This is a genomic window from Lentzea chajnantorensis (genome assembly GCF_054300775.1).
Genome location: NZ_JBSDZT010000002.1, coordinates 4,112,711 through 4,133,660, shown reverse-complemented (window position 1 = coordinate 4,133,660; position 20,950 = coordinate 4,112,711). Strand labels below are relative to the sequence as shown.

Genomic DNA, 20,950 nt, shown 5'->3' with positions numbered 1-20,950 from the left:
CCTGAAGGAGGCTTCCCGATGTCCAGCACCCCGGTGCGCGAGGAGTACGAGCGCGACCTGCTGGTCCAGCTGAACCGCCGCTGGGCCGGGCGGGTGGCCGTCAAGAAGGACGAGCTCGACCTCGACGGGCACTTCGACCCGCGCCTGCCGGACTTCCCGGAGCACCTCGTGCCGGTGCTCGCCCTGCCCGGTGCCGAGCGGCTCGACCGCGACGCCCGCGAGCGCATCCTGTCCGCGGCCTGGATCGCCTACAACGCCAAGACCGCGGCCATCGAGGACGAGATCATCCTGCCCGCCTGCGGGCTGATGCTGCACGGGAACATCCCGGTACGCCGCGACGACGCCGCCGTCGAGGCGCTGCACCAGACGATGCTCGACGAGCACTACCACATCCTCATGTGCCACAACGCCGTCGGCGTCACGCGGCGGCGCAGGGACATGAGCGACGTGCGGTTCGCACCGGGCGGCTGGTCGGTGGTGCAGGGGCTCGCGGCGGCACGCACCGGGCTGTCCGGGTTCGACCGCGACATCGTCGACATCGCGTTCTCCCTGGCCGCGGAGACGACGATCAGCGGGTTCCTCTCGACGCTGTCCACGGCCCAGGACATCCAGCCGATGAACCGCATCACCACCGACCTGCACCGGCGTGACGAGAGCGGTCACGCCGTGGTGTTCCGCGAGCTGTGCGGATCGCTGTACCGGAGCCTGGACTCCGCGCAGCAGCGGATGTTCCGCGAGGCGCTCGTCAGCGGCCTGACCGCGTTCCGCTCCGCCGACCTGGAGCCGTGGGTGGCCGTCGCGGCACAGGGCGGTTTCGAGATCGGCGCCGACCAGCTGCGCGAGTGGGCGGCGGCCCGGCCCGTGCCGAAGCGGGACAACGGACCGCTGCAGCTGCTGCTCGACGACCTGGGCATCGGCCACGACCTGCTCGGGACGTGACGCGACGACCCCGCCCCACCACCCCAGGCGCCCACCGAAGCTGGTGATGAACCCATGCGCGTTCTGCTCGTCGACAACTACGACTCCTACACCTACAACCTGTACCAGCTGCTGGCAGAGGTGTACGGCGTCGCGCCCGTGGTCGTGCGGAACGACGACGCCGGCTGGGAGCACCTCGACCTCGACGGCTTCGACGCCGCGGTCATCTCGCCGGGACCGGGGCACCCGGCGCTGTCCCGCGACTTCGGCCGGTCCCGCGACGTGCTGGAGCACGGCCGGCTGCCGGTGCTGGGCGTGTGCCTGGGCCACCAGGGCATGGGACTGCTGGCGGACGCGCGGATCACCCCCGCCCCGCAGCCGCGGCACGGGCACCTCACCACGGTCCGGCACGACGGCGAAGGCTTGTTCGCGGGCCTGCCGCAGGACTTCACCGCCGTGCGGTACCACTCGCTGAGCGTCGCCGAGCCGGTGCCCGCGCACCTGGAGATCACCGCACGGGCCGAGGACGGCGTGGTGATGGGCCTGGCGCACCGCGACCGGCCGTGGTGGGGCGTGCAGTTCCACCCCGAGTCGATCTGCACCGAGCACGGTGCCCGGCTCGTGGCGAACTTCCGCGACCTGGCCCTGAGCGCACACCGGCGCACCAACGGGCACGGCCTCACCGGCAACGGCACCGGCACCGCACTGCCTGACGCACCGTCCACAGTGCACTCTCCAGATGCACCGCTGCGGGCGCACATCAGGATTCTGGACAAGGCCGTCGACACCGAGGCCGCGTTCCAGACCGCGTTCGGTGCGAGCCGGCGGGCGTTCTGGCTCGACAGCGCGCACGTCGAACCGGGACTGGCCCGCTTCTCGTTCCTGGGCACCGCCGACGCACCCGGTGCCGAGATGCTCACCTACCGGGTGGAGGACGGGCACGTCGTCGTGGACCCGGCCGGAGGCACCGCGCGGTTCGAGAGCGGCACGATCTTCGAGGCGCTCGACCGCCGCACCGGCCGCGTGGTCGCCGGCGCCGAGGGGCTGCCGTTCGACCTCACCGGCGGGTACGTCGGCTACTTCGGGTACGAGCTGAAGGCCGACTGCGGCGCGAACAGGGCCCACCGGTCCGACACCCCGGACGCCGTGTGGCTGCAGGCGGACCGGTTCATCGCCGTCGACCACGCGGAGAACCGCACCTACGTCGTCGCCGTGGGCGAGCAGCGGGACCTGGCAGCGGCCGAGGAGTGGACCGGCACGACCGTCCGCGCGCTGGCCGACCTGCCCGCTTCCGCACCGGACCCCGTTGCCGCGCAGGCGGAACAGCACGACGTGTCGGGGTTTCTCGTCCGGTCGCAGGAGCGGTACCTCGCCGACATCGCCGAGTGCGACCGGCGGCTGCGCGAGGGCGTGAGCTACGAGATCTGCCTGACCGACAAGCTCCGCCTGCCCGCACCGGCCGACGACTTCGCCTACTACCGGCGGCTCCGGCGGCTCAACCCGGCGCCGTACGCGGCATTCCTGCGGCTGGGCGACGTCACGGTGCTCAGCTCCTCGCCCGAGCGGTTCCTCAAGGTCGACGCCACCCGCACCGTCGAGACCAAGCCGATCAAGGGCACCGCGCCCCGCCACCCCGACCCGCGCACCGACGACGAGCGGCGGCGCTCGTTGCAGATGGACCCCAAGACCCGCGCGGAGAACCTGATGATCGTGGACCTGCTGCGCAACGACCTCGGGCGGATCTGCGAGGTCGGCAGCGTCACCGTGCCGTCGTTGATGGCCACCGAGTCCTACGCCACCGTGCACCAGCTGGTCTCCACGGTCACCGGCACGCTGCGGGCCGGCACGTCCGCGGTGGACGCCGTGCGGGCGTGCTTCCCCGGCGGGTCCATGACGGGAGCGCCGAAGCTGCGCACCATGGAGATCATCGACGAGCTGGAGACCGAGGCCCGCGGCGTCTACTCCGGCGCCATCGGTTTCCTGTCCCGCAACGGAACCGCCGACCTCAGCATCACCATCCGCACCGCCGTGAGCCACGGCGGCGTGCTGACCATCGGCGCGGGCGGCGCCATCGTGCTCGACTCCGACCCCGCCGCCGAGTACGACGAGATGCTGCTCAAGGCCCAGGCCACCCTGCGCGCACTGCCGAAGGCGAAGGTCCCCGACGCCTAGGCCCCACGACGATCGGAAGGCCCCCTGATGACCGAACACCCGCCACGCTCGGTGCTGCTCGCCTCGCCCCGGTCGTTCTGCGCCGGGGTGGAACGCGCCATCGAGATCGTGGAACGACTGCTCGACCAGCGCGGTGGCCCGATCTACGTGCGCAAGCAGATCGTGCACAACGTCCACGTGGTGCGCGGTCTGGAGGCCCGCGGCGCCGTGTTCGTGGAGGAGCTGTCCGAGGTTCCTCCCGGTGCCACGGCGGTGTTCTCCGCGCACGGCGTCTCCCCCGCCGTGCGCGCGGAGGCCGTGGAACGGTCGCTCGACGTGGTCGACGCGACCTGCCCGCTCGTGGCCAAGGTGCACACCGAGGCCCGCCGGTTCGCCGAGCGTGGCGACACCATCGTGCTGATCGGCCACGCCGGGCACGAGGAGGTCGACGGCACCCTCGGCGAGGCGCCCGACCGGACGGTGCTCGTGGAGACCGTCGCCGACGTCGAGGCGCTGGAGATCACCGGCCCGGTCTCCTACCTCACCCAGACCACGCTGGCGGTCGACGAGACCGCCGAGGTCGTGGCGGCGTTGCAGCGCAAGTTCCCGCAGCTGCGCGGACCTGGTTCCGACGACATCTGCTACGCCACCACGAACCGGCAGGTGGCGATCCGCGACGTCGCCGCGCGGTCCGACCTGGTGCTCGTCGTGGGCTCGAAGAACTCCTCCAACTCGGTGCGCATGGTCGAGCTGGCCGCCCGCACCGGCACCCCGGCGCACCTGGTCGACGACGCCTCGGAGATCGACCCGGCATGGCTGGAGGGCGTGACCGCGGTGGGGCTGTCGGCCGGCGCCTCGGCGCCACCGGAACTGGTGGACGAGGTCGTCGCCGCGTTGCGGGAGCTGGGTGTGATCGACGTGTCGACGCACACCACCGCCGTCGAGACCATCTCGTTCACCATGCCGTCGGCGGTGCGCCGTGCCGACTGATCACACCGGTCACCGCAAGATCATGTTAGCGATAACATTTAGGTTGTCCGGAAGTGGTCATCGAATCGTCGAACGTGCTTGTAAAGCCGGGATGGCACCCTGGTCCAAAACCTCACCACGGACGTTAGCGCTCACATCGAACCGTTGACCGGTCGGTGAGGTCGTGGCTACATTCGGTCGCGGAGCCACGACGGTGCGACGTCGCACCACTCGCCGAGCAACCGGAGCGCGCCATGTCCTCATCGTTGAGTCGACGCAGGCTTTTCCAGGCAGCGGGCGTGGTCGCGGTCGCGACCACCGCACCCTCGTTGGTCTCCGCCGCGGCCCAAGCGGCCGCGGTGCCGCCGGTGCGCGGTGACGCGGGGGTGTCGGCCTACGCCTTCGACCTGTCCGAGGTCCGGCTGACGTCCGGGCGGTGGCAGGAGAACCAGAACCGGACGTTGTCGTACCTGCGGTTCGTCGACGTGGACCGGCTGCTCTACAACTTCCGCGCCAACCACCGGCTGTCGACGAACGGCGCCGCCGCGCTGGGTGGCTGGGAGGCGCCGAACTTCCCGTTCCGCACGCACAGCCAGGGCCACTTCCTCACGGCGTGGGCGCAGGCGTGGGCGATGCTGGGCGACACGACGTGCCGTGACAAGGCGAACTACATGGTCGCGGAACTGGCCAAGTGCCAGGCGAACAACGGTGCGGCCGGGTTCAACACCGGGTACCTGGCCGGTTTCCCGGAGTCGGACTTCGACGCGATGGAGTCCGGCTCGCCGAAAGCCGTGTCGTACTACTCGATGCACAAGACCCTCGCCGGGCTGCTCGACGCCTGGCGCTACCTCGGCAACAACCAGGCGCGCGACGTGCTGCTGCGCCTGGCCGGCTGGGTGGACTGGCGCACGTCCCGGTTGTCCTACAGCGTGATGCAGCGCGTGCTGGGCACCGAGTTCGGCGGCATGAACGCCGTGCTCGCCGACCTGTACCAGCAGACCGGCGACTCCCGCTGGCTCGCGACGGCCCAGCGGTTCGACCACGCCTCGGTCTTCGACCCGCTGGCGGCCAACCAGGACCGGCTGGCCGGCCTGCACGCCAACACGCAGGTGCCGAAGTGGATCGGCGCGGCCCGCGAGTACAAGGCGACCGGCACGACCCGGTACCGCGACATCGCCTCGAACGCCTGGAACATCACCGTCGGCGCGCACACGTACGTGATCGGCGGCAACAGCCAGGCAGAGCACTTCCGCTCCCCCAACGCGATCGCCGCGTACCTCAACACCGACGCGTGCGAGGCGTGCAACACCTACAACATGCTGAAGCTGACGCGGGAGCTGTGGCTGCTCGACCCGAACAGGGCCGCGTACTTCGACTACTACGAGCGCGCCCTGATCAACCACCTGATCGGCCAGCAGAACCCGGCCGACCCGCACGGCCACATCTGCTACTTCACCGGCCTCAACCCCGGTCACCGGCGCGGCAACACCGGGCCGGCGTGGGGCGGCGGCAACTGGAGCACGGACTACACCACGTTCTGGTGCTGCCAGGGCACCGGCCTGGAGAACAACACCAAGCTCGCCGACTCGATCTACTTCTACAGCGGCACCACGCTGACGGTGAACCTGTACGCGCCGTCGGTGCTGACGTGGTCGGCGCGCGGCATCACGGTCACCCAGGCCACGACCTACCCGGCGAGCGACACGACGACGTTCACCGTCACCGGCAACGTCAGCGGGTCGTGGACGATGCGGTTCCGCATTCCCGGCTGGACGTCGGGCGCGACCGTCAGCGTCAACGGTGCCGCGCAGGACGTGACCGCCACGCCCGGTTCCTACGCGTCGCTGACCCGGTCGTGGACCTCCGGTGACGTGGTGGTGCTGAAGCTGCCGATGCGCGTGATCGCCCAGGCGGCCAACGACAACTCGAACGTCGTCGCGCTCACCTACGGCCCGGCGGTGCTGGCGGGCAACTACGGCAACTCCAGCCTGTCGGGGTTGCCGTCGCTCAACGTGAGCTCCGTGACGCGCACCAGTTCGTCGGCGCTGGCGTTCACCGCGACGGCGAACGGCACGCAGGTCAACCTCGGGCCGTTCCACGACGCGCACGGCTTCAACTACACCGTCTACTGGAACGCCGGCGGCGGTGGTGGCACGACGAGCCACCGGCTGGTCAACGTCGCCACCGGCATGGTGCTCGGCGTGCAGAACATGTCCACTTCGGACGGTGGGCTGGCGGTGCAGTGGCACGACAGCGGTACCGCAGACCACAACTGGCAGATCGTCACCGACGGCGCCGACGTGCGGTTGCGCAACGTGCACAGCGGCAAGGTGCTGGGCGTGGAGAACATGTCCACCGCCGACAACGCCCGCGTCCTGCAGTGGTCGGACAACGGCACCGCCGACCACCGCTGGACGCTGCTGCCGCAGGGCGACGGCACCTACAAGGTCCGCAACGCCAACAGCGGCAAGCTGCTCGGCGTCCTCAACGGCTCCACCGCCGCCGGCGCCCAGATCGTGCAGGACCCGGACAACGGCAGCGCGGACAACCGCTGGCGCCTGGTGGCGAACTGACTCCCCTGCCTGCACCGGCGTCTGCAGGTACCAGCTGCAGACGCCGGTGGAGCAGGGGTCAGAGCGGACCGCCGGGGCGCCGCCCGGAGGTCAGCGCCTCGACCTGCTCGGCCGTGAACGGCGCGCCGAGCAGGTCGTCGCGCACCGCGTGGCAACGGAACATGTCGGCGATGTAGTGCATCCGGTCCGGCAGGTCGGCCCAGTCCCGCGCGGCCGTGTCACGCAGGCTGTCCGGCGTTGGGTCGACCTGCGCGAGCAACGCCAGCAGCTCCGGGTCGGCCGGCTCCGCCAGCAGCGGAGGGAACACGGCCGGCAGGTCGTCGCTCAGGTCGAGCACCTCACCACCGGGCAACGCCAGCGTCATCAGGTGCCGGGTCACCGCACGGCGGACCACCGCACGCGCCTGGTCGGCCAACTGCTCCGTGGCGATGCGCACGGCGGTCCGGCGGCCGAGCACGAACAACACCGCCTTGCGCAGCCACCGCACCACCCGGTTACCGGGCAGCAGCAGCTCGAACAGCCGCCGTTCGAGCTCGCGGGGGTCGACCACGGGCGCCTGCATCGCGGCGGCGATCTCCGGCTGCAACCGCGTCTGCTCGTGCAGGCCGACCTCGATGTTGGCCAGCAACAGCAACTCCGCGCGTTGCTTGGGGTCGTCGGTGGTCATCGCCCGGTGATACCGGCCGAAGGCCTGGCGCAGGTACCGCTGCCCCTCCGGCGGCCCACCGGACCGCAGCGAGTCGCGGAACTCCCCGATCGGCTCGTCCGCACCGCCGCTGAACCCGGCCAGGAACCGGGCGAACTCCCGCGCGACCTCCTCGAAGACCTTGAGGTTGCCCCGCGCCGCCGCGGCACTGACGTCGTCAAGCCGCGCGGTCGTCAGCACGGCCTGCCGCACCACGCCGTGCGCGTGCTCCAGCACCTCCCGCGGCACACCCCGCCGCAGCCCGCGCACCACCAGGTCCACGCCGGCGGCCACCTCGGGCGAGGCCTTGAGCAGCCGCTCGACCGTGCGCGCCAGGTCCTCCTGCCGGATCGACTGCCCCACCTGCTTCGACGCCCACACCGCGAAGGTGCACCAGTTCGCGCCCCCGCCGGTGCGCGCGGCCAGCGCCCGCGACAACCGGTGGTAGCAGTGGGTGATCTGCAGGTTGCGGACGACCGGGTCGGCGTGAGCGCAGATCCGCTCCACCTCACCGACCACCGGCGCGCTGTCGTCGCCGAGCACGTGCACGTCCACATCGGACCGGCTCATCAGACTGACCTCTCCTCCCAGGGACCACACCTCCAGGATCGTCCGCCGGGCGGAGAACGTGACGGTCGTGTTCAGGCCTGCCGGGTCAGTTCACCGAGCACCGCAAGCGCTCGCGCCAGCACCGGCGAGTCGTCGTCCACCCGCACGGCGGCGGCGAGGTCGATGCGGTGCTCCCCGGTCAACGGCCGGTAGACCGTGCCGGTGACGCCCAGCTCGGCCACCGGCTCCGGTACCACCGCCACGCCGAGACCGGACGCCACGAACGTGACCAGGGTCGAGGTCTCCGACACCTCGTGCCGCACCCGCGGCTCGAACCCGGCGGCACGGCACAGCCGCGCGACGATCCCGTGCATCACCGACCGGCCGCCAGAGGCGTGCACGACCAGGTCCTCGGTCTCCAGGTCCGCGATGCCCAACCGGCGGCGGCGGGCCAGGCGGTGGCCCTCGGGCAGCGCCACGATCAGGCGGTCGCGGCGGACCGTGCTCAGCCGCACCGACGGGTGGTCGACCGGCGGGCGCAGCAGGGCGAGGTCGATCGTGCGGGCCAGCAGCGCCTCGACCTGGTCGGGAGCGAGCATCTCGCCGCGGAACGCGAAGTCCACGTCGGGCAGCTCCTCGCGCAGGGTGCGGGCGAGGGCGGGCAGCAGGCTGTAGGTGGCGGAGCCGACGCAGCCGACGACGAGCCGCCCTTCCAGCCCGGCGGCGACGCGGCGGGCCTCGGCACCGGCGTCGTCCACGGCGGCCAGCACGGCGCGGGCGCGGTCCAGGTAGACGGCGCCGGCACGGGTGAGCTCGACCTTGCGGGTGGTGCGGCGCAGCAGGGTCACGCCCAGCTCCGCCTCCAGCTGCTGGATCTGCTGCGACAGCGGCGGCTGGGCCATGTGCAGGCGTTCGGCGGCCCGGCCGAAGTGCCGTTCCTCGGCGACGGCGACGAAGTAGCGCAGATGGCGGAGTTCCACGCATTGATACTCACAGAGTCTCAGCCGACGTGAAATGAGTATTTCCAGATATGGACGCGACGATCTAGCGTCGAGGGCATGACCGACGTCGTGATCTGCGCGCCCCTCCGCACACCGGTCGGGAGGTTCGGCGGCGCTCTGGCACCGCTGAGCGCCACCGACCTGGCGGCCACCCTGCTGAAGGAACTGGTCCGCCGCACCGGGCTGGGCGAGGGCGACGTGGACGACGTCGTGCTCGGGCAGTGCTACCCGAACGGCGAGTCACCCGCGATCGGCCGGATCGCCGCGCTCGACGCCGGGCTGGGCGTCGGGGTGCCGGGTGTGCAGGTCGACCGGCGCTGCGGGTCGGGGCTGCAGGCCGTGCTGTACGCGGCGGGCCAGGTCGCGACCGGTGCCGCGCGGGTCGTCGTGGCCGGTGGTGCCGAGTCGATGTCGCAGGTGGAGCACTACGCGCTCGGGCTGCGCACCGGCGTCAAGAGCGGCGGCGTCGAACTGATGGACCGGCTGGTGCGGGCACGCGAGACGGCCGGTGGCCGGTTCCACCCGGTGGCCGGCGGCATGCTGGAGACCGCGGAGAACCTGCGCCGCGAGTACGGCATCTCCCGCGAGGAGCAGGACGAGCTGTCGGTGCGCTCGCAGCAGCGGTGGGGCGCGGCGCAGGAGGCCGGTCGGTTCGCCGACGAGCTGGTGCCGGTGACCGTCCCGCACCGCAAGGGTGACGTGGTCGTCGACCGCGACGAGCACCCGCGGCCGGACACCACGCTGGAGGACCTGGCGAAGCTGCGGCCGGTGCGGCTCAAGATCGACCCCGAGTCGACGGTCACGGCGGGCAACGCCAGCGGGCAGAACGACGGCGCCGCGCTGTGCGTCGTCACCACGCGCGCCGAGGCGGAGAAGCGCGGGCTGCGCCCCCTGCTCGCGCTCAGGTCGTGGGCCGTGGCGGGCGTCGGGCCCGAGGTCATGGGCATCGGTCCGGTGCCCGCCGCCGCCGCCGCGCTCGACCGCGCCGGGCTCACCCTCGACGACGTCGGCGTCATCGAGCTCAACGAGGCGTTCGCCGCCCAGGTCCTCGCCTGCCTGCGCGAGTGGAAGCTCGACCCGGCCGACGAACGGCTGAACCCCAACGGGTCCGGCATCTCCCTCGGCCACCCCGTCGGCGCCACCGGGGCGCGCGTCCTCGCCACCCTGGCGCACGAGATGCAGCGCAGGGACAGCCGCTACGGGCTGGAGACCATGTGCATCGGCGGCGGGCAGGGTCTCGCCGCCGTCTTCGAGGCGGTGCGGTCATGAGCCTGGACAAGGTGGTCGGCTCAGCCGCGGAGGCGGTCGCCGGCATCCGGTCAGGGGCCAGCGTCGCGGTCGGCGGGTTCGGGCTCGCCGGCATCCCGTGGTTCCTCATCGAGGCGTTGCTGGAGCAGGGCGCCAACGACCTCACGATCGTGTCCAACAACTGCGGTGTCGACGGTGCCGGTCTCGGGCTGCTGCTCGACCACCGCCGGATCAGCCGGGTGATCGCGTCCTACGTCGGGGAGAACAAGGAGTTCGCCCGGCAGTACCTCTCTGGCGAGCTGACCGTCGAGCTCACCCCGCAGGGCACGCTCGCGGAACGGCTGCGCGCGGGCGGTTCCGGCGTCGGCGCGTTCTACACCCCCACCGGGGTCGGCACGCTGGTGTCCGAGGGCGGTCTGCCGTGGCGCTACCACGCCGACGGCACCGTCGCGGTCGTCTCACCGCCCAAGGAGGTGCGGACGTTCCACGGCAGGGAGATGGTCCTGGAGGAGTCGATCGTCACCGACGCCGCGCTCGTGCGGGCCGCGGTCGCCGACCGCGCGGGCAACTGCGTGTTCCACGCCGCCGCCCGCAACTTCAACCCCGCGGCCGCGATGGCGGGCCGGTTCACCGTCGTCGAGGCCGAACGCGTGGTCGAGGTCGGCGAGATCGACCCCGACCACGTGCACCTGCCGGGCGTGTTCGTGCAGAGCGTCGTCGCGCTCACCCCGGAGCAGGCCGCACGCAAGGACATCGAGAAGCGCACCACCCGCGCCCGCCGGGAGGCGAACTGACATGGCCTGGACCCGCGACGAGATGGCCGCCAGGGCCGCGCTCGAACTGCGCGACGGCGAGTACGTCAACCTCGGCATCGGCCTGCCCACGCTGATCCCCGACCACCTGCCGACGGGCTCGGCCGTGACGCTGCACGCCGAGAACGGCATCCTCGGCGTCGGCCCGTTCCCCTACGACGACGAGGTCGACCCCGACCTGATCAACGCGGGCAAGCAGACCGTGAGCGTGCTGCCGGGCGCGTCGTTCTTCGACTCCCCCACAAGCTTCGCCATGATCCGCGGCGGTCACATCGACACCGCCGTCCTCGGCGGCATGCAGGTCTCCGCGCACGGCGACCTGGCCAACTGGATGGTGCCCGGCGCGATGGTGAAGGGCATGGGCGGTGCCATGGACCTCGTCAGCGGCGCCGGACGCGTCATCGTCCTCATGGAGCACACCACGCGCAAGGGCGAGCCGAAGCTGGTCGAGTCGTGCTCGCTGCCGCTGACCGGCCGCCGGGTCGTGGCCCGCGTGATCACCGACCTGGCCGTCCTGGACATCGCCGACGGGGCGTTCCACCTCGTCGAGCTCGCTCCGGGCGTGCCGGTGGAGGAGGTCGTGGCGAAGACGGGTGCGCCGGTGGTGGAACGCGAGCCGGCCCGGCCGTGACCGCACCACTTCCGCGGCGCGTCAGGACTCGCGCAGCTCCAGCGCCGCCTCGATGGCCGAGGTGACCGCCTCGGACTCGGGCTCGGTCGTCGGCCGGAACCGGGCCAGCACCTGCCCGTCAGCGGACAGCAGGAACTTCTCGAAGTTCCACTGGACGTCACCGGCGGTGCCGTCGGCGTCGGCGTGCTCGGTGAGCGCCGTGTAGACGGGGTGGCGGCCGGGTCCGTTGACGTCGACCTTCTCGTACATCGGGAACGAGACGCCGTAGGTGGCCGAGCAGAAGGTCGCGATCTCCTCCGACGAGCCGGGCTCCTGGCCGCCGAACTGGTTGCAGGGGAAGCCGACCACGCTGAACCCGCGGTCGGAGTACTTGCCCTGCAACCGTTCCAGGCCCGCGTACTGGGGCGTGAGGCCGCACCTGGAGGCGACGTTCACGACGAGCAGCACCTTGCCGCGCAGGGCGCCCAGGTCGCCGGGTTCGCCGGACAGCGTGGAAACGGGGATGTCGTAGATGCTCACGGCACGAACCTATGTCACTGGTGCCTGACTCCACACGGCACTGGTCGATCTTGCCCCGCCGCATCGCCGTGACCTGCGGTGTCGGGGTTCACGGAAGAACGCGCGCCAGTTTCTCGCGCACCGCGTGCACCTCCGGGAGGTCCAGCGCGTCGAACAACGCCTCGGCCCGCTGCCACGCCTCCACCGCCTCCGCGGCATGGCCGGTGGCGGTCAGCGCGTCGCCCAGCTGGTCGGCCGTGACGGCCTCGCTGTAGGAGTCGCCCAGCTCGCGGAACAACGCGCACGCGCGCCGGTGGTGCTCGACGGCGGCGGCGTGGTCGCCGCGTTGCTGCTGCACGAACCCGAGGGTGCGCCGGGTGTGCGCCTCGCAGTCGCGGTCGTGCACCTCGTCCTGCAACCGCAACGCGGCGAGGCTGTGCTCGACCGCGAGGTCGAGGTCGCCCAGCAGTGCGTGGAACCACCCGGCCGCGCTGAGGCTGAACGACTCCCACGCGCGGTCGCCGGTGGCGCGGAACAGGGTCAGCGCCCGCCGGGCGTGCTCCAGTGCCGCGGCGGGCTCGGCGCCGCGGGCGTGGGCGACGCTGAGCGAGAAGTGCGCGATGCCCGCGCCGGTGTCGTTGCCGACGGTGTGGAACGACGCCAGCGCCTCGGTGAGCTCCTCGACGGCGCGCGGCTGGTCGCCCGCGACGCTGGTGCCGCGGCCGAGCAGCAGCGACACCTCGGCCAGTGCCGTGCGGTCGCCCAGCCGGTGTGCGGCGGCGAGGGCGGTGCGCTGCGTGGCGACCCGGTCGTCCCACTGGCCGACGCGGGTCAGGAAGGTCGACAGCACCCAGGCCAGCTGCCAGGCGTGCACGTCCCAGCCGGACCGCGCGGCCAGTGCGGTGGCGGCGAGCAGCACCGGGCGTTCGGCGGTGAACCACTCGACCGCGTCGTCGTAGGAGTCGATCGTCAACGGTGTCACGCCGTCGCACGGCGGGGCCAGGTCGATCGGCGGCCAGTGCGGCGAAAGGTGGCGCTCGGCCGCGAAACCCGTGTGCAGGTAGTGGTCGAGCACCCGGCTCAGCGCCTGCCGGGTCTCCTCCGGCTCGGCCTCGGCACGGGCGAAGGCGCGCAGCAGGTCGTGCGAGGTGAACCGGCCCGGCGCGGGCTCGTCCAGCACGTGCGCCCTGGTCAGCTCCGCGAGCAACGGCCGGACGACGCCGGGGTCGGCACCGGCGAGCGCGGCCGCGGCGGCCAGGTCTGCGTCCGGGCCGGGGTGGGCGCCGAGCAGCCGGAACAACCGGGCCGCGGCGGGCGGGAGCCGGTGGTAGGACCACGACAGCACGGCCCGCACGCTCGACGCCGGGTCCCCGGCGTCGAGCGCGTCGAGGCGGCTGCGTTCGTCGCGCAGCTCCGTCACCAGCACCCCCAACCCGAACGCGGGGTGCGCCAGCGCCCGTGCCGCGACGACGGACAGCGCGAGCGGCAGCCCGGCCGTGAGCCGGACGAGGTCGTGCACCGCGCCGGAGTCCGCGACCCGCGCCGCACCGAGCCGCTGGGTCAGCAGCGCGGCCGCCTCGTCGTCGGTGAGCACCGGCACCGTGACCGGCCGGGCCTGCTCGGCCACGACCAGCCCGGTCAGCCGGTTGCGGCTGGTCACCAGCACCAGGCAGGTGGTCCCGCCGGGCAGCAGCGGCCGGACCTGGTCCTCGTCGAGCGCGTTGTCGAGCACGACCAGCACCCGCCGCCCCGCGACCCGTTCCCGGAACAGCGCGCTGCGGGCGTCGAGGTCGTCGGGCATCCGCTCGGGCAGCACGCCCAGCGCGCCCAGGAACCCGCGCAGCACGACACCGGCCGCGGCGGGCGGCGCGGACGGGTCGAAGCCGCGCAGGTTCACGTGCAGCTGGCCGTCCGGGAACGCGTGCGCGTGGTCGTGCGCCCAGCGCAGGACCAGCGAGGTCTTCCCCACCCCGCCGGGCCCGCCGACGACGACCACCCCGCCGGCCACGCCGTCCAGCTCGGCGCGCTCCCCCTCCCGCCCGACGAACGCGGGCGGCGGCGCCGGCAGCTGGCGCGGCACCGCCGGCGGCGCGACCAGGGCGAGCGCGGCGTCGTCGGTGAGCATCTGCCGGTGCAGGCGCCGCAGCTCGGGACACGGGTCGACGCCCAGCTCCTCGGCGAGCCGCACGCGCAGGTCCTCGTAGCACCGCAACGCCTCCGCCGCCCGCCCGTCCCGGTACAGCGCGAGCAGCAACTGCCCGGTCAGCCGCTCGTCGTGCGGGCGCTCGGCGACCAGCGCCATCAGCTCCGGTACCAGCGCGCTGTGCCCGCCCCGCCGCAACGCGATGTCCGTGCCGAGCAACCGGGCGGCGAACCGCTCGTCCGCGAGCACGGCGCGCTGCGCGGCGAACCAGGGCGTGTCGGCGCCGTCGAACGCTTCGCCGCGCCACAGCCCGAGCGCCTCCGCGAGCAGTCCTGCCGCCGCGTCGTCGGGCAGGTCGCGGGCCTGCCGCACGAGTGCGCGGAACCGGTGCACGTCGACGTGGTCCGGCGCGACGTCGAGCAGGTAGCCACCCGGCCGCCGCACGATCACCACGCCCGGCACGCGCCGCAGCCGGGCGACGTAGGTGTAGAGCGTGGCCCGTGCCCGGTGCGGCAGGTCGTCGTGCCACACCGCGTCGACGACCTGGTCGACCGGCACGACCTCGCCCGCCCCGACCAGCAACACCGCGAGCACCTTGCGCTGCATCGCGGGGCCCAGGTCGAGCGGCCCGTCGCAGGACCGCGCCTCGATGGTTCCCAGCACGGCGAACCGGGTCCTGACACCGTTCACGCCGCCACCTTACCGAGGTGGTCACGGACCGTTACGGCCGGACACGCTGCGCTGCCGTCCGCCGGTCCCCACCCCGGCGGGTCCGCTCGCTGTATCGTCGCGTTTTTCACCTCGTACAGGTACTGGTGCATGACTGACGCCGATGACCGCTCCGGCCGCGACACGTCCGTCGCCGGTGTTGCTCGCCGCCTCTGGGGCGTCGAGCCGGCACCCGCGATCCCGCGCTACGCGGAACCGGGCTGGCAGCCCTCGCCCCACCCGATCGACCGGCCGTGCCCGCGGTGCTCCGGCGAGCTGCACGGGCTGTACCGGGTGGCGGGCAACGTCGGCAAACCGCGGCTGCAGGCGGCGGTGGTGTGCCCGGGGTGCCCGGCGTCGTTCAAGCTGAGCGACCTGCACCTGGCGCAGCGCGCGGTGCTCGGCGAGCTGCGGCCGGAGGCGGTGGCCCGGCGGCTCGCCGACGACGAGCGGTTGTCGAAGCTGGCCGTCGAGCAGTGGACCAGGCCCGCGCCGCCGGAGCCTCGGGCGGCACCGGTCGTGGAACGCCCTCGGCCCACCGAAAAGCCCGCCGAAAAGCCTGCCGAGGAACCCACCGGAAAACCCGCTGGGAAGCCCACCGGGAAGCGCGCGGAACCGGCACCGCAGCCGCCCGCGCCACCCGAACCAGCAGCGACAGAGCCGATCTCTCCGGAGCCGATCTCCCCGGAGCCGGTCGCCCCTCCCCCGCGGCGCACGTCGACCACGGTCATCGCGGCGAAGATCCGCCGCATCCTCGCCGACGCCGACGGCGCGGAGGAGCGCAGCCACCCGGTCGCGGTGCCGCTGGCCCCGGCCGAGGACGTCACCGAGCACCGGATGCTGTTCTGGTGCAAGACGGTCGACCCGGACCTGACCGTGCCGCGGCTGCCGGAGGGCACCGACGTCCGCGTCGTGTTCCCGGACGCGGACGGGTTCGCGGACCTGCGCGCCCGGCTGAGCGCCGCCGGGGTCCCGTTCCGCGCGGTGCCGCACTGGGTCGAGGAGGAGTGGATCAGCTCGGTCGACGAGGACGCGCTGGGGCCGTTGCGGGTGACGCCGTCGCTGACCGGGATGGCGGGCATGGTCGCCGAACCGACGGCGCCGCTCACCGACGCCGGTGCACGGGCGGCGCGGGACGCGTTCGAGCTGCTGTGGGACCTGCACGAGCCGGTCGACCGCGCCACCGAACCACGACCGGTGCCCGCGGCGGACCTGGTGCCGCGCGACTGGCTGCGGTTCCTGCCCTACTCCACGCTGAACCCCGCGCAGGCGCAGGCCTGCCCGTCCGTTGTGGACGGTGACGGGCACGTGGTGGTCACGGCGCCGACCGGTGCGGGCAAGACGGTGGTCGGGATGCTCGCGGTGCTGCGCAGCATCCTCGAAGAGGGGCGCAAGGCGGCGTGGCTGGTGCCGCAGCGGACGCTGACCGACGAGCTGGACCGCGAGCTGGAGACGTGGCGCGGGCAGGGGCTGCGCGTCGAACGGCTGTCCGGCGAGTACACCGTCGACGTCGAACGGGTGCGCGCCGCCGACCTGTGGGTGGCGACCACGGAGAAGTTCGAGGCGATCTGCCGGGCGTCGTCGCTGCAGACGGCGCTCGCCGAGGTCGGCTGCATGGTCGTGGACGAGATCCACCTGCTCGGCAGCGCGGGCCGCGGTGCGTTGCTGGAGGCGTTGCTCGCACGGGTGCGCGGGGCCGAGTCGCCGGTGCGGATCGTCGGGTTGTCGGCGACCGTGGCCAACGCCCAGGAGGTCGCGGACTGGCTGGAGGGCGAGTTGGTCACCACGACTTGGCGGCCGTCTCGGCTCACCTGGCAGCTGCCGATGCTGCCCGCCACCTCCCGGCACGCCGAGGCGTCGCGGATGCGCGAGCAGGCGGTGGCGGAGCTCGTGCAGCGGCACACCGCCGACAAGGGCAGCGTGCTGGTGTTCTGCGGGTCGAAGCCGAAGGTCCGCTCGACCGCGCTGATGATCGCCGCCGAGCGCGGTGCGCCGGTGCACCTGGTGGGGGCCACCGACTTCGACAAGCTGGAGACCGTGTGCGCCGAGGTCGGGGTGCGGCTGCACTACGCCGACTGGGACGGCAAGCACGCGGCCGAGCAGGCGTTCCGGGCGCGCGAGGCCGACGTGCTGGTCGCCACGACCACGGTCGCCGCGGGCGTGAACCTGCCGGCCCGCGCCGTGGTCGTGCGCGACACGAAGATCGGCACCGACCCGATGGACACCGCGACGGTCATGCAGATGTTCGGCCGGGCCGGTCGCGTCGGCGCCGGCGAGACCGAGGGCTGGGCGTACCTCGTGACCGACGAGACCGAGCGCGCGGACTGGCAGCGGCGGCTCATGGCCGGGTACGCCGTCTACTCGCAGATCTACGACAGCCTGGCCGACCACGTGCTCGCCGAGGTGTTGCAGGGCCGCATCACCACAGTCGTCGAGGCCGAGGCGTGGTGGCGGCAGACGCTGGCCTTCGCCCAAGGCGACGAGGACGTCGAACCGGTGCACGACGCCGTGGCGTTCCTCGTCGAGAAGGACTACCTGGTGCAGCGCGGTACCACGCTGACGGTCACCGACCTCGGCCGGCTGACCGCGCAGCTGATGGTCTCCACCTACACCGGCGCCCGGCTGCGGCAGGTGCTCGGCCTGCTGCCGGCACCGGAGGACGCCGACACGGCGGAGGAAGCGCTGACGTGCGTGCTCGGCGTGACCGTTCCCGAACTGGCCGACGCACCGGTCGCCGAGGCCAACCGCCCGGCCGTGGCCACCGCGATCCGGGCCCGCGGCCGCACCTCGCGGATCACCGACACCACCGCCGTGCAGGGCCTGGGTTCGTCGGCGAACGTCCAGCGCGGTGACCTGGCGTGGGCGGCGCTGCTGCTCGTGGCCCGCTCACCCGAGCTGTTCGCGGGCCGAGGTCGCCGGGCCGTCGCGGGCATCCCGCTGGGTTCCCTGCACCCGGTGCTGGAGCAGGCACCGCGTTACCTCGCCTGGCTTGCGGCACAAGGACATCTGGGCACCGTGCACCCGTGGGTGGCGATCGTGTCGGCGGACCTGGACCGGCGGGTGCGGTGGCGTTCCTGCACTCCCGGCCGTGGCGCGGGCCGCCTGCTGTGGATGTGCGAGCAGATGGCGACCCGCGCGCACGCCAAGGAGCTCGTGCCGGGCATGTGGCGCTCGGCGGTCAGCCGCGGTGTGCGCGCACCCGACTGGGCCCCCGGCCGGCCACCGGCGCACTGCCAGCTCGACCAGGCGTCCTACACCGCGTTGCTGCGCGAGCGAACCACCTCGGCGGCGCTGACGGTGAGCGCGCAAGGCGTTGCGGTCACCGGGATCGCGGGCGCGGCGGCGATCGCGTGGACCGGCCGCAAGCGCACCGCGGTGACGATCACCAGGGCCACCACGGAGATCGGCTACCCGGTCGTGGACGAGGGCGACCCCGACCTGGGCGCCGCGTCCGGTGCCGCGGTGTTCACCCGCCGCGGTGACCACCGGGCCACGGGCTGGCTGGCCGAGTACGACCGGATCAGCCCGACGGTCGAGTCCGACGACGAACCCGCGCCCAAACCGGCCCGGCGCGGGCTCGGCCGGGTGCGCTGAACGTCAGCGCCAGCCGGTGATCGTGACGTCGTCGCCGACGGCGATGGTGCCGGGCCGCAGCACGGCCGCCTTCAGGCCGAAGACGACGCCGTCGGGTCCACGGCGGTAGGTCGCGAGCGTGCGCAGCGGTTCCGGTCCGGCCCGCACGCCCTCGTCCTGGTCGACGAGCGTGACGGCGCACCGGACGGCCAGCTCGCCGAAGCCGAGCTCCGCACCGCCGACGGCCATCCGCTCGGCCCTGTCCTCGGTGCAGGGCTCCGGCCAGCCGCTGACCACGACGTTGGGCCGGAAGCGCTCCAGCGCCACCGGGTTCCCACCGCGTTCGGCGATCCGGGCGTTCAGGTCGTCCACTGAGGACAGTGAGAGGACGTGCACCGCGGTCGGGTCCGTGCCCGCGGCGGCCCGAGCGGCCCTGTCCGGCTCCCGCACCAGGCGGACCGGCTTGCCGACGACCTCGGACAGCCACGCGGCCGCCTCGTCGCCCTGGTCGATCCCGGTGTCGGGCCACTTCTCCACCGCCACCGGCCGGGTGGCGCCACCCGTCACGACGGTCAGCACCAGCTCACCGGCGCCGGGTGCGCTGAGCTCCAGTTCCGCGCCCTCGCGCAGCACCCGGCCGCGGACGAGGGCCAGCCGCGGCAGCTCACCCTGCCACTGGGTCGACCCGTCCACCCCCACGACGGCGAACAGCCGATCGCCCGCCGGCCCGGCCGGGGTGAGCTCTGCCCGGTCCACGGCGACACCGGCGCACCCCTTGATCGGGTACAGCGTCAACGCGTGCACGTGTGCCATGTGCGCCAACGTACTCGGCCTCGGACACCGCTGAGTCGAATTCGATGAGAACGCTCTCACGATTGGTGGAACTGCCCGGCGCACACAGCGGCGGGGCCGGCCTGAGCCGACCCCGCCTCGTGATCACCTGGTGGTCACGCCTTCACGGAGTGCTTCCCGTGCGCCCAGGACGTGGCGTCGCCGCCGTCGCCCGCGGGACCGGAGTGGCCACCGACCGTGGTGCTGTGGTTGGTCGCGTCACCGGTCGAACCCGTGGCACCGGTGTTCCCGGAGTCGCCCGAGGTGACCTCGGTCCAGGACTGGGTGCCGTGGTTCGTCCAGCCGTGCTTCCAGTCGTGGCCCTTCCACCCGTGGCACTTGTCGCCGCGGTGGCCGGCCCACTTCTGCTGTTCGTCCTTCACCACGGCCGTGTTGCCGCCGGTGGCACCCGACTTCCCGGAGTTGCCCGAGTTGCCGGTGGTGGCGTTGTTCGAGCTGGTGGCGTTGCCACCGTCACCCGAGTTGCCGCCGTTGCCCGCGGTGGCCTTGGTGGAACCGGACTTGCTGTGGTGGCCCCACTTGTCGCCGTGGTGGTTCCAGGACTTCTTCTGCTCGGTCACGGCCCACGCGTCGCCGCCGTCACCGGCCGGGCCGGAGTTGCCGCCCACGGTGTTGCTGTGGTTGGCAGCGTCACCGGTCGCACCGGTGGCACCCGTGTCGCCGGAGTCGCCCGACGTCACCGCGGTCCAGGACTTCGTGCCGTCCCAGGACCAGCCGTGGCCCCGTTCGGACCCGATCGTGCGGACGACCGCCGTGTTGCCACCGGTGGCACCCGAGTTCCCGGAGTTGCCCGAGTTGCCGGACGTGGCGTTGTTCGAGCTGGTGGCATTGCCACCGTCACCCGAGTTGCCGCCATTGCCCGCGGTGGCCTTGGCGGAGCCGGACTTGCTGTGGTGGCCCCACTTCTGACCCTCGGTGGCATCCCCACCGTTGCCCGCAGCACCGGAGTTGCCGCCCACGGTGTTGCTGTGGTTGGCCGCGTCCCCGGTCGCACCGGTGGCACCCGTGTTGCCGGAGTCGCCCGACGTCACGTTCGTGTGGCACTCCGCCAGCACGCAGAGCCCGTAGGCGCTGTTGCCGCCAGTGGCACCCGAGTTCCCGGAGTTGCCCGAGTTGCCGGACGTGGCGTTGTTCGAGCTGGTGGCGTTGCCGCCCTGACCCGAGTCACCACCGTTGCCGGCGGTCGCGGAGGTGTTCCGCGCACGACCCGTGGCGGTGGCGTCGCCCCCGTTGCCCGCGGCGCCGGACTTTCCGCCCACGGTGTTGCTGTGATTGGAAGCGTCACCGGTCGAACCCGTGGCACCGGTGTTCCCGGAGTCACCCGAGCTCACGTTCGTGTGGCACTCCGCCAGCACACAAAGCCCGTAGGCGCTGTTGCCGCCGGTGGCACCCGAGTTCCCGGAGTTGCCCGAGTTGCCGGACGTGGCGTTGTTCGAGCTGGTGGCGTTGCCGCCGTTGCCCGAGTCACCGCCGTTGCCGCCCTTGACGACCGAGCTCACGATGTCGTTCACCCCGCCCAGGAGACCGTGGTCACCCGTGTCGGCGCTGGCCATCGCTGTTCCGAACAGGAGGAATCCTCCCGAGAACGCTGCGGCCACGAGACCGCGTCGCACAGAGCTGTGCATGTCGAACCTTCCCG

General features: G+C 72.7%; 14 protein-coding genes. 8 read left to right on the top strand and 6 right to left on the bottom strand.

The window, feature by feature from the left end; all coding sequences use genetic code 11:
- Positions 1–18 precede the first annotated feature (18 nt).
- The 4 genes from ACVDFE_RS20920 to ACVDFE_RS20905 all read left to right on the top strand — a co-directional run bounded on the left by ACVDFE_RS20920 (position 19) and on the right by ACVDFE_RS20905 (position 6,611).
- The gene (locus ACVDFE_RS20920) at positions 19–939 is read left to right on the top strand and encodes an AurF N-oxygenase family protein (RefSeq protein ID WP_458431516.1); all 921 of its coding nucleotides are present in this window, start codon (positions 19–21) and stop codon (positions 937–939) included.
- 54 nt (positions 940–993) lie between these two features.
- The gene (gene pabB, locus ACVDFE_RS20915; RefSeq protein ID WP_458431515.1) at positions 994–3,090 is read left to right on the top strand and encodes an aminodeoxychorismate synthase component I; all 2,097 of its coding nucleotides are present in this window, start codon (positions 994–996) and stop codon (positions 3,088–3,090) included.
- A 27-nt stretch (positions 3,091–3,117) separates the two neighbouring features.
- Positions 3,118–4,059, top strand: a complete 942-nt coding sequence (gene ispH / locus ACVDFE_RS20910) for a 4-hydroxy-3-methylbut-2-enyl diphosphate reductase (RefSeq protein ID WP_458431514.1) — start codon at positions 3,118–3,120, stop codon at positions 4,057–4,059.
- A gap of 278 nt (positions 4,060–4,337) precedes the next feature.
- Entirely contained in the window at positions 4,338–6,611 is a 2,274-nt protein-coding gene (locus ACVDFE_RS20905) for a beta-L-arabinofuranosidase domain-containing protein (protein ID WP_458431513.1), read from the top strand.
- 58 nt (positions 6,612–6,669) lie between these two features.
- On the opposite strand, the gene ACVDFE_RS20900 is transcribed toward ACVDFE_RS20905, so the two are convergent.
- Together ACVDFE_RS20900 and ACVDFE_RS20895 are read right to left on the bottom strand one after the other, a co-directional pair.
- Positions 6,670–7,866: a hypothetical protein gene (locus ACVDFE_RS20900; protein WP_458431512.1), complete on the bottom strand. Its 1,197-nt coding sequence runs from the start codon at positions 7,864–7,866 to the stop codon at positions 6,670–6,672.
- A gap of 71 nt (positions 7,867–7,937) precedes the next feature.
- Entirely contained in the window at positions 7,938–8,825 is an 888-nt protein-coding gene (locus tag ACVDFE_RS20895) for a LysR substrate-binding domain-containing protein (RefSeq protein ID WP_458431511.1), read from the bottom strand.
- 78 nt (positions 8,826–8,903) lie between these two features.
- On the opposite strand from ACVDFE_RS20895, the gene ACVDFE_RS20890 reads away from it, so the two are divergent.
- From ACVDFE_RS20890 to ACVDFE_RS20880, 3 genes are read left to right on the top strand one after another with little or no spacing between them, the layout of a single operon-like run.
- Positions 8,904–10,115 carry an acetyl-CoA C-acetyltransferase gene (locus ACVDFE_RS20890; RefSeq protein ID WP_458431510.1) on the top strand — a complete coding sequence of 404 codons (1,212 nt, stop codon included), beginning with the start codon at positions 8,904–8,906 and terminating at the stop codon, positions 10,113–10,115.
- Positions 10,112–10,888, top strand: a complete 777-nt coding sequence (locus ACVDFE_RS20885; RefSeq protein ID WP_458431509.1) for a CoA transferase subunit A — start codon at positions 10,112–10,114, stop codon at positions 10,886–10,888. Before ACVDFE_RS20890 ends, ACVDFE_RS20885 begins: the two co-directional genes overlap by 4 nt.
- Position 10,889: 1 nt before the next feature.
- Positions 10,890–11,537: a CoA transferase subunit B gene (locus ACVDFE_RS20880; protein WP_458431508.1), complete on the top strand. Its 648-nt coding sequence runs from the start codon at positions 10,890–10,892 to the stop codon at positions 11,535–11,537.
- Positions 11,538–11,558: 21 nt separating this feature from the next.
- Here the strand turns inward: ACVDFE_RS20880 and ACVDFE_RS20875 are convergent, their stop codons facing one another.
- Positions 11,559–12,056 (bottom strand): glutathione peroxidase, encoded by a 498-nt coding sequence (locus ACVDFE_RS20875; RefSeq protein WP_458431507.1) that lies wholly within the window; start codon positions 12,054–12,056, stop codon positions 11,559–11,561.
- Between the two features lie 88 nt (positions 12,057–12,144).
- Complete coding sequence (locus tag ACVDFE_RS20870; RefSeq protein WP_458431506.1) at positions 12,145–14,868, bottom strand: BTAD domain-containing putative transcriptional regulator; 2,724 nt, start codon at positions 14,866–14,868, stop codon at positions 12,145–12,147.
- 129 nt (positions 14,869–14,997) lie between these two features.
- Here ACVDFE_RS20870 and ACVDFE_RS20865 point away from each other — a divergent pair, with 129 nt between their 5' ends.
- The gene (locus ACVDFE_RS20865) at positions 14,998–18,480 is read left to right on the top strand and encodes a DEAD/DEAH box helicase (protein ID WP_458431505.1); all 3,483 of its coding nucleotides are present in this window, start codon (positions 14,998–15,000) and stop codon (positions 18,478–18,480) included.
- 3 nt (positions 18,481–18,483) lie between these two features.
- Here ACVDFE_RS20865 and ACVDFE_RS20860 read toward each other — a convergent pair whose 3' ends face one another.
- Complete coding sequence (locus tag ACVDFE_RS20860) at positions 18,484–19,272, bottom strand: MOSC domain-containing protein (protein WP_458431504.1); 789 nt, start codon at positions 19,270–19,272, stop codon at positions 18,484–18,486.
- A gap of 134 nt (positions 19,273–19,406) precedes the next feature.
- Positions 19,407–20,864: a hypothetical protein gene (locus ACVDFE_RS20855; RefSeq protein ID WP_458431503.1), complete on the bottom strand. Its 1,458-nt coding sequence runs from the start codon at positions 20,862–20,864 to the stop codon at positions 19,407–19,409.
- Between the last annotated feature and the right edge of the window lie 86 nt (positions 20,865–20,950).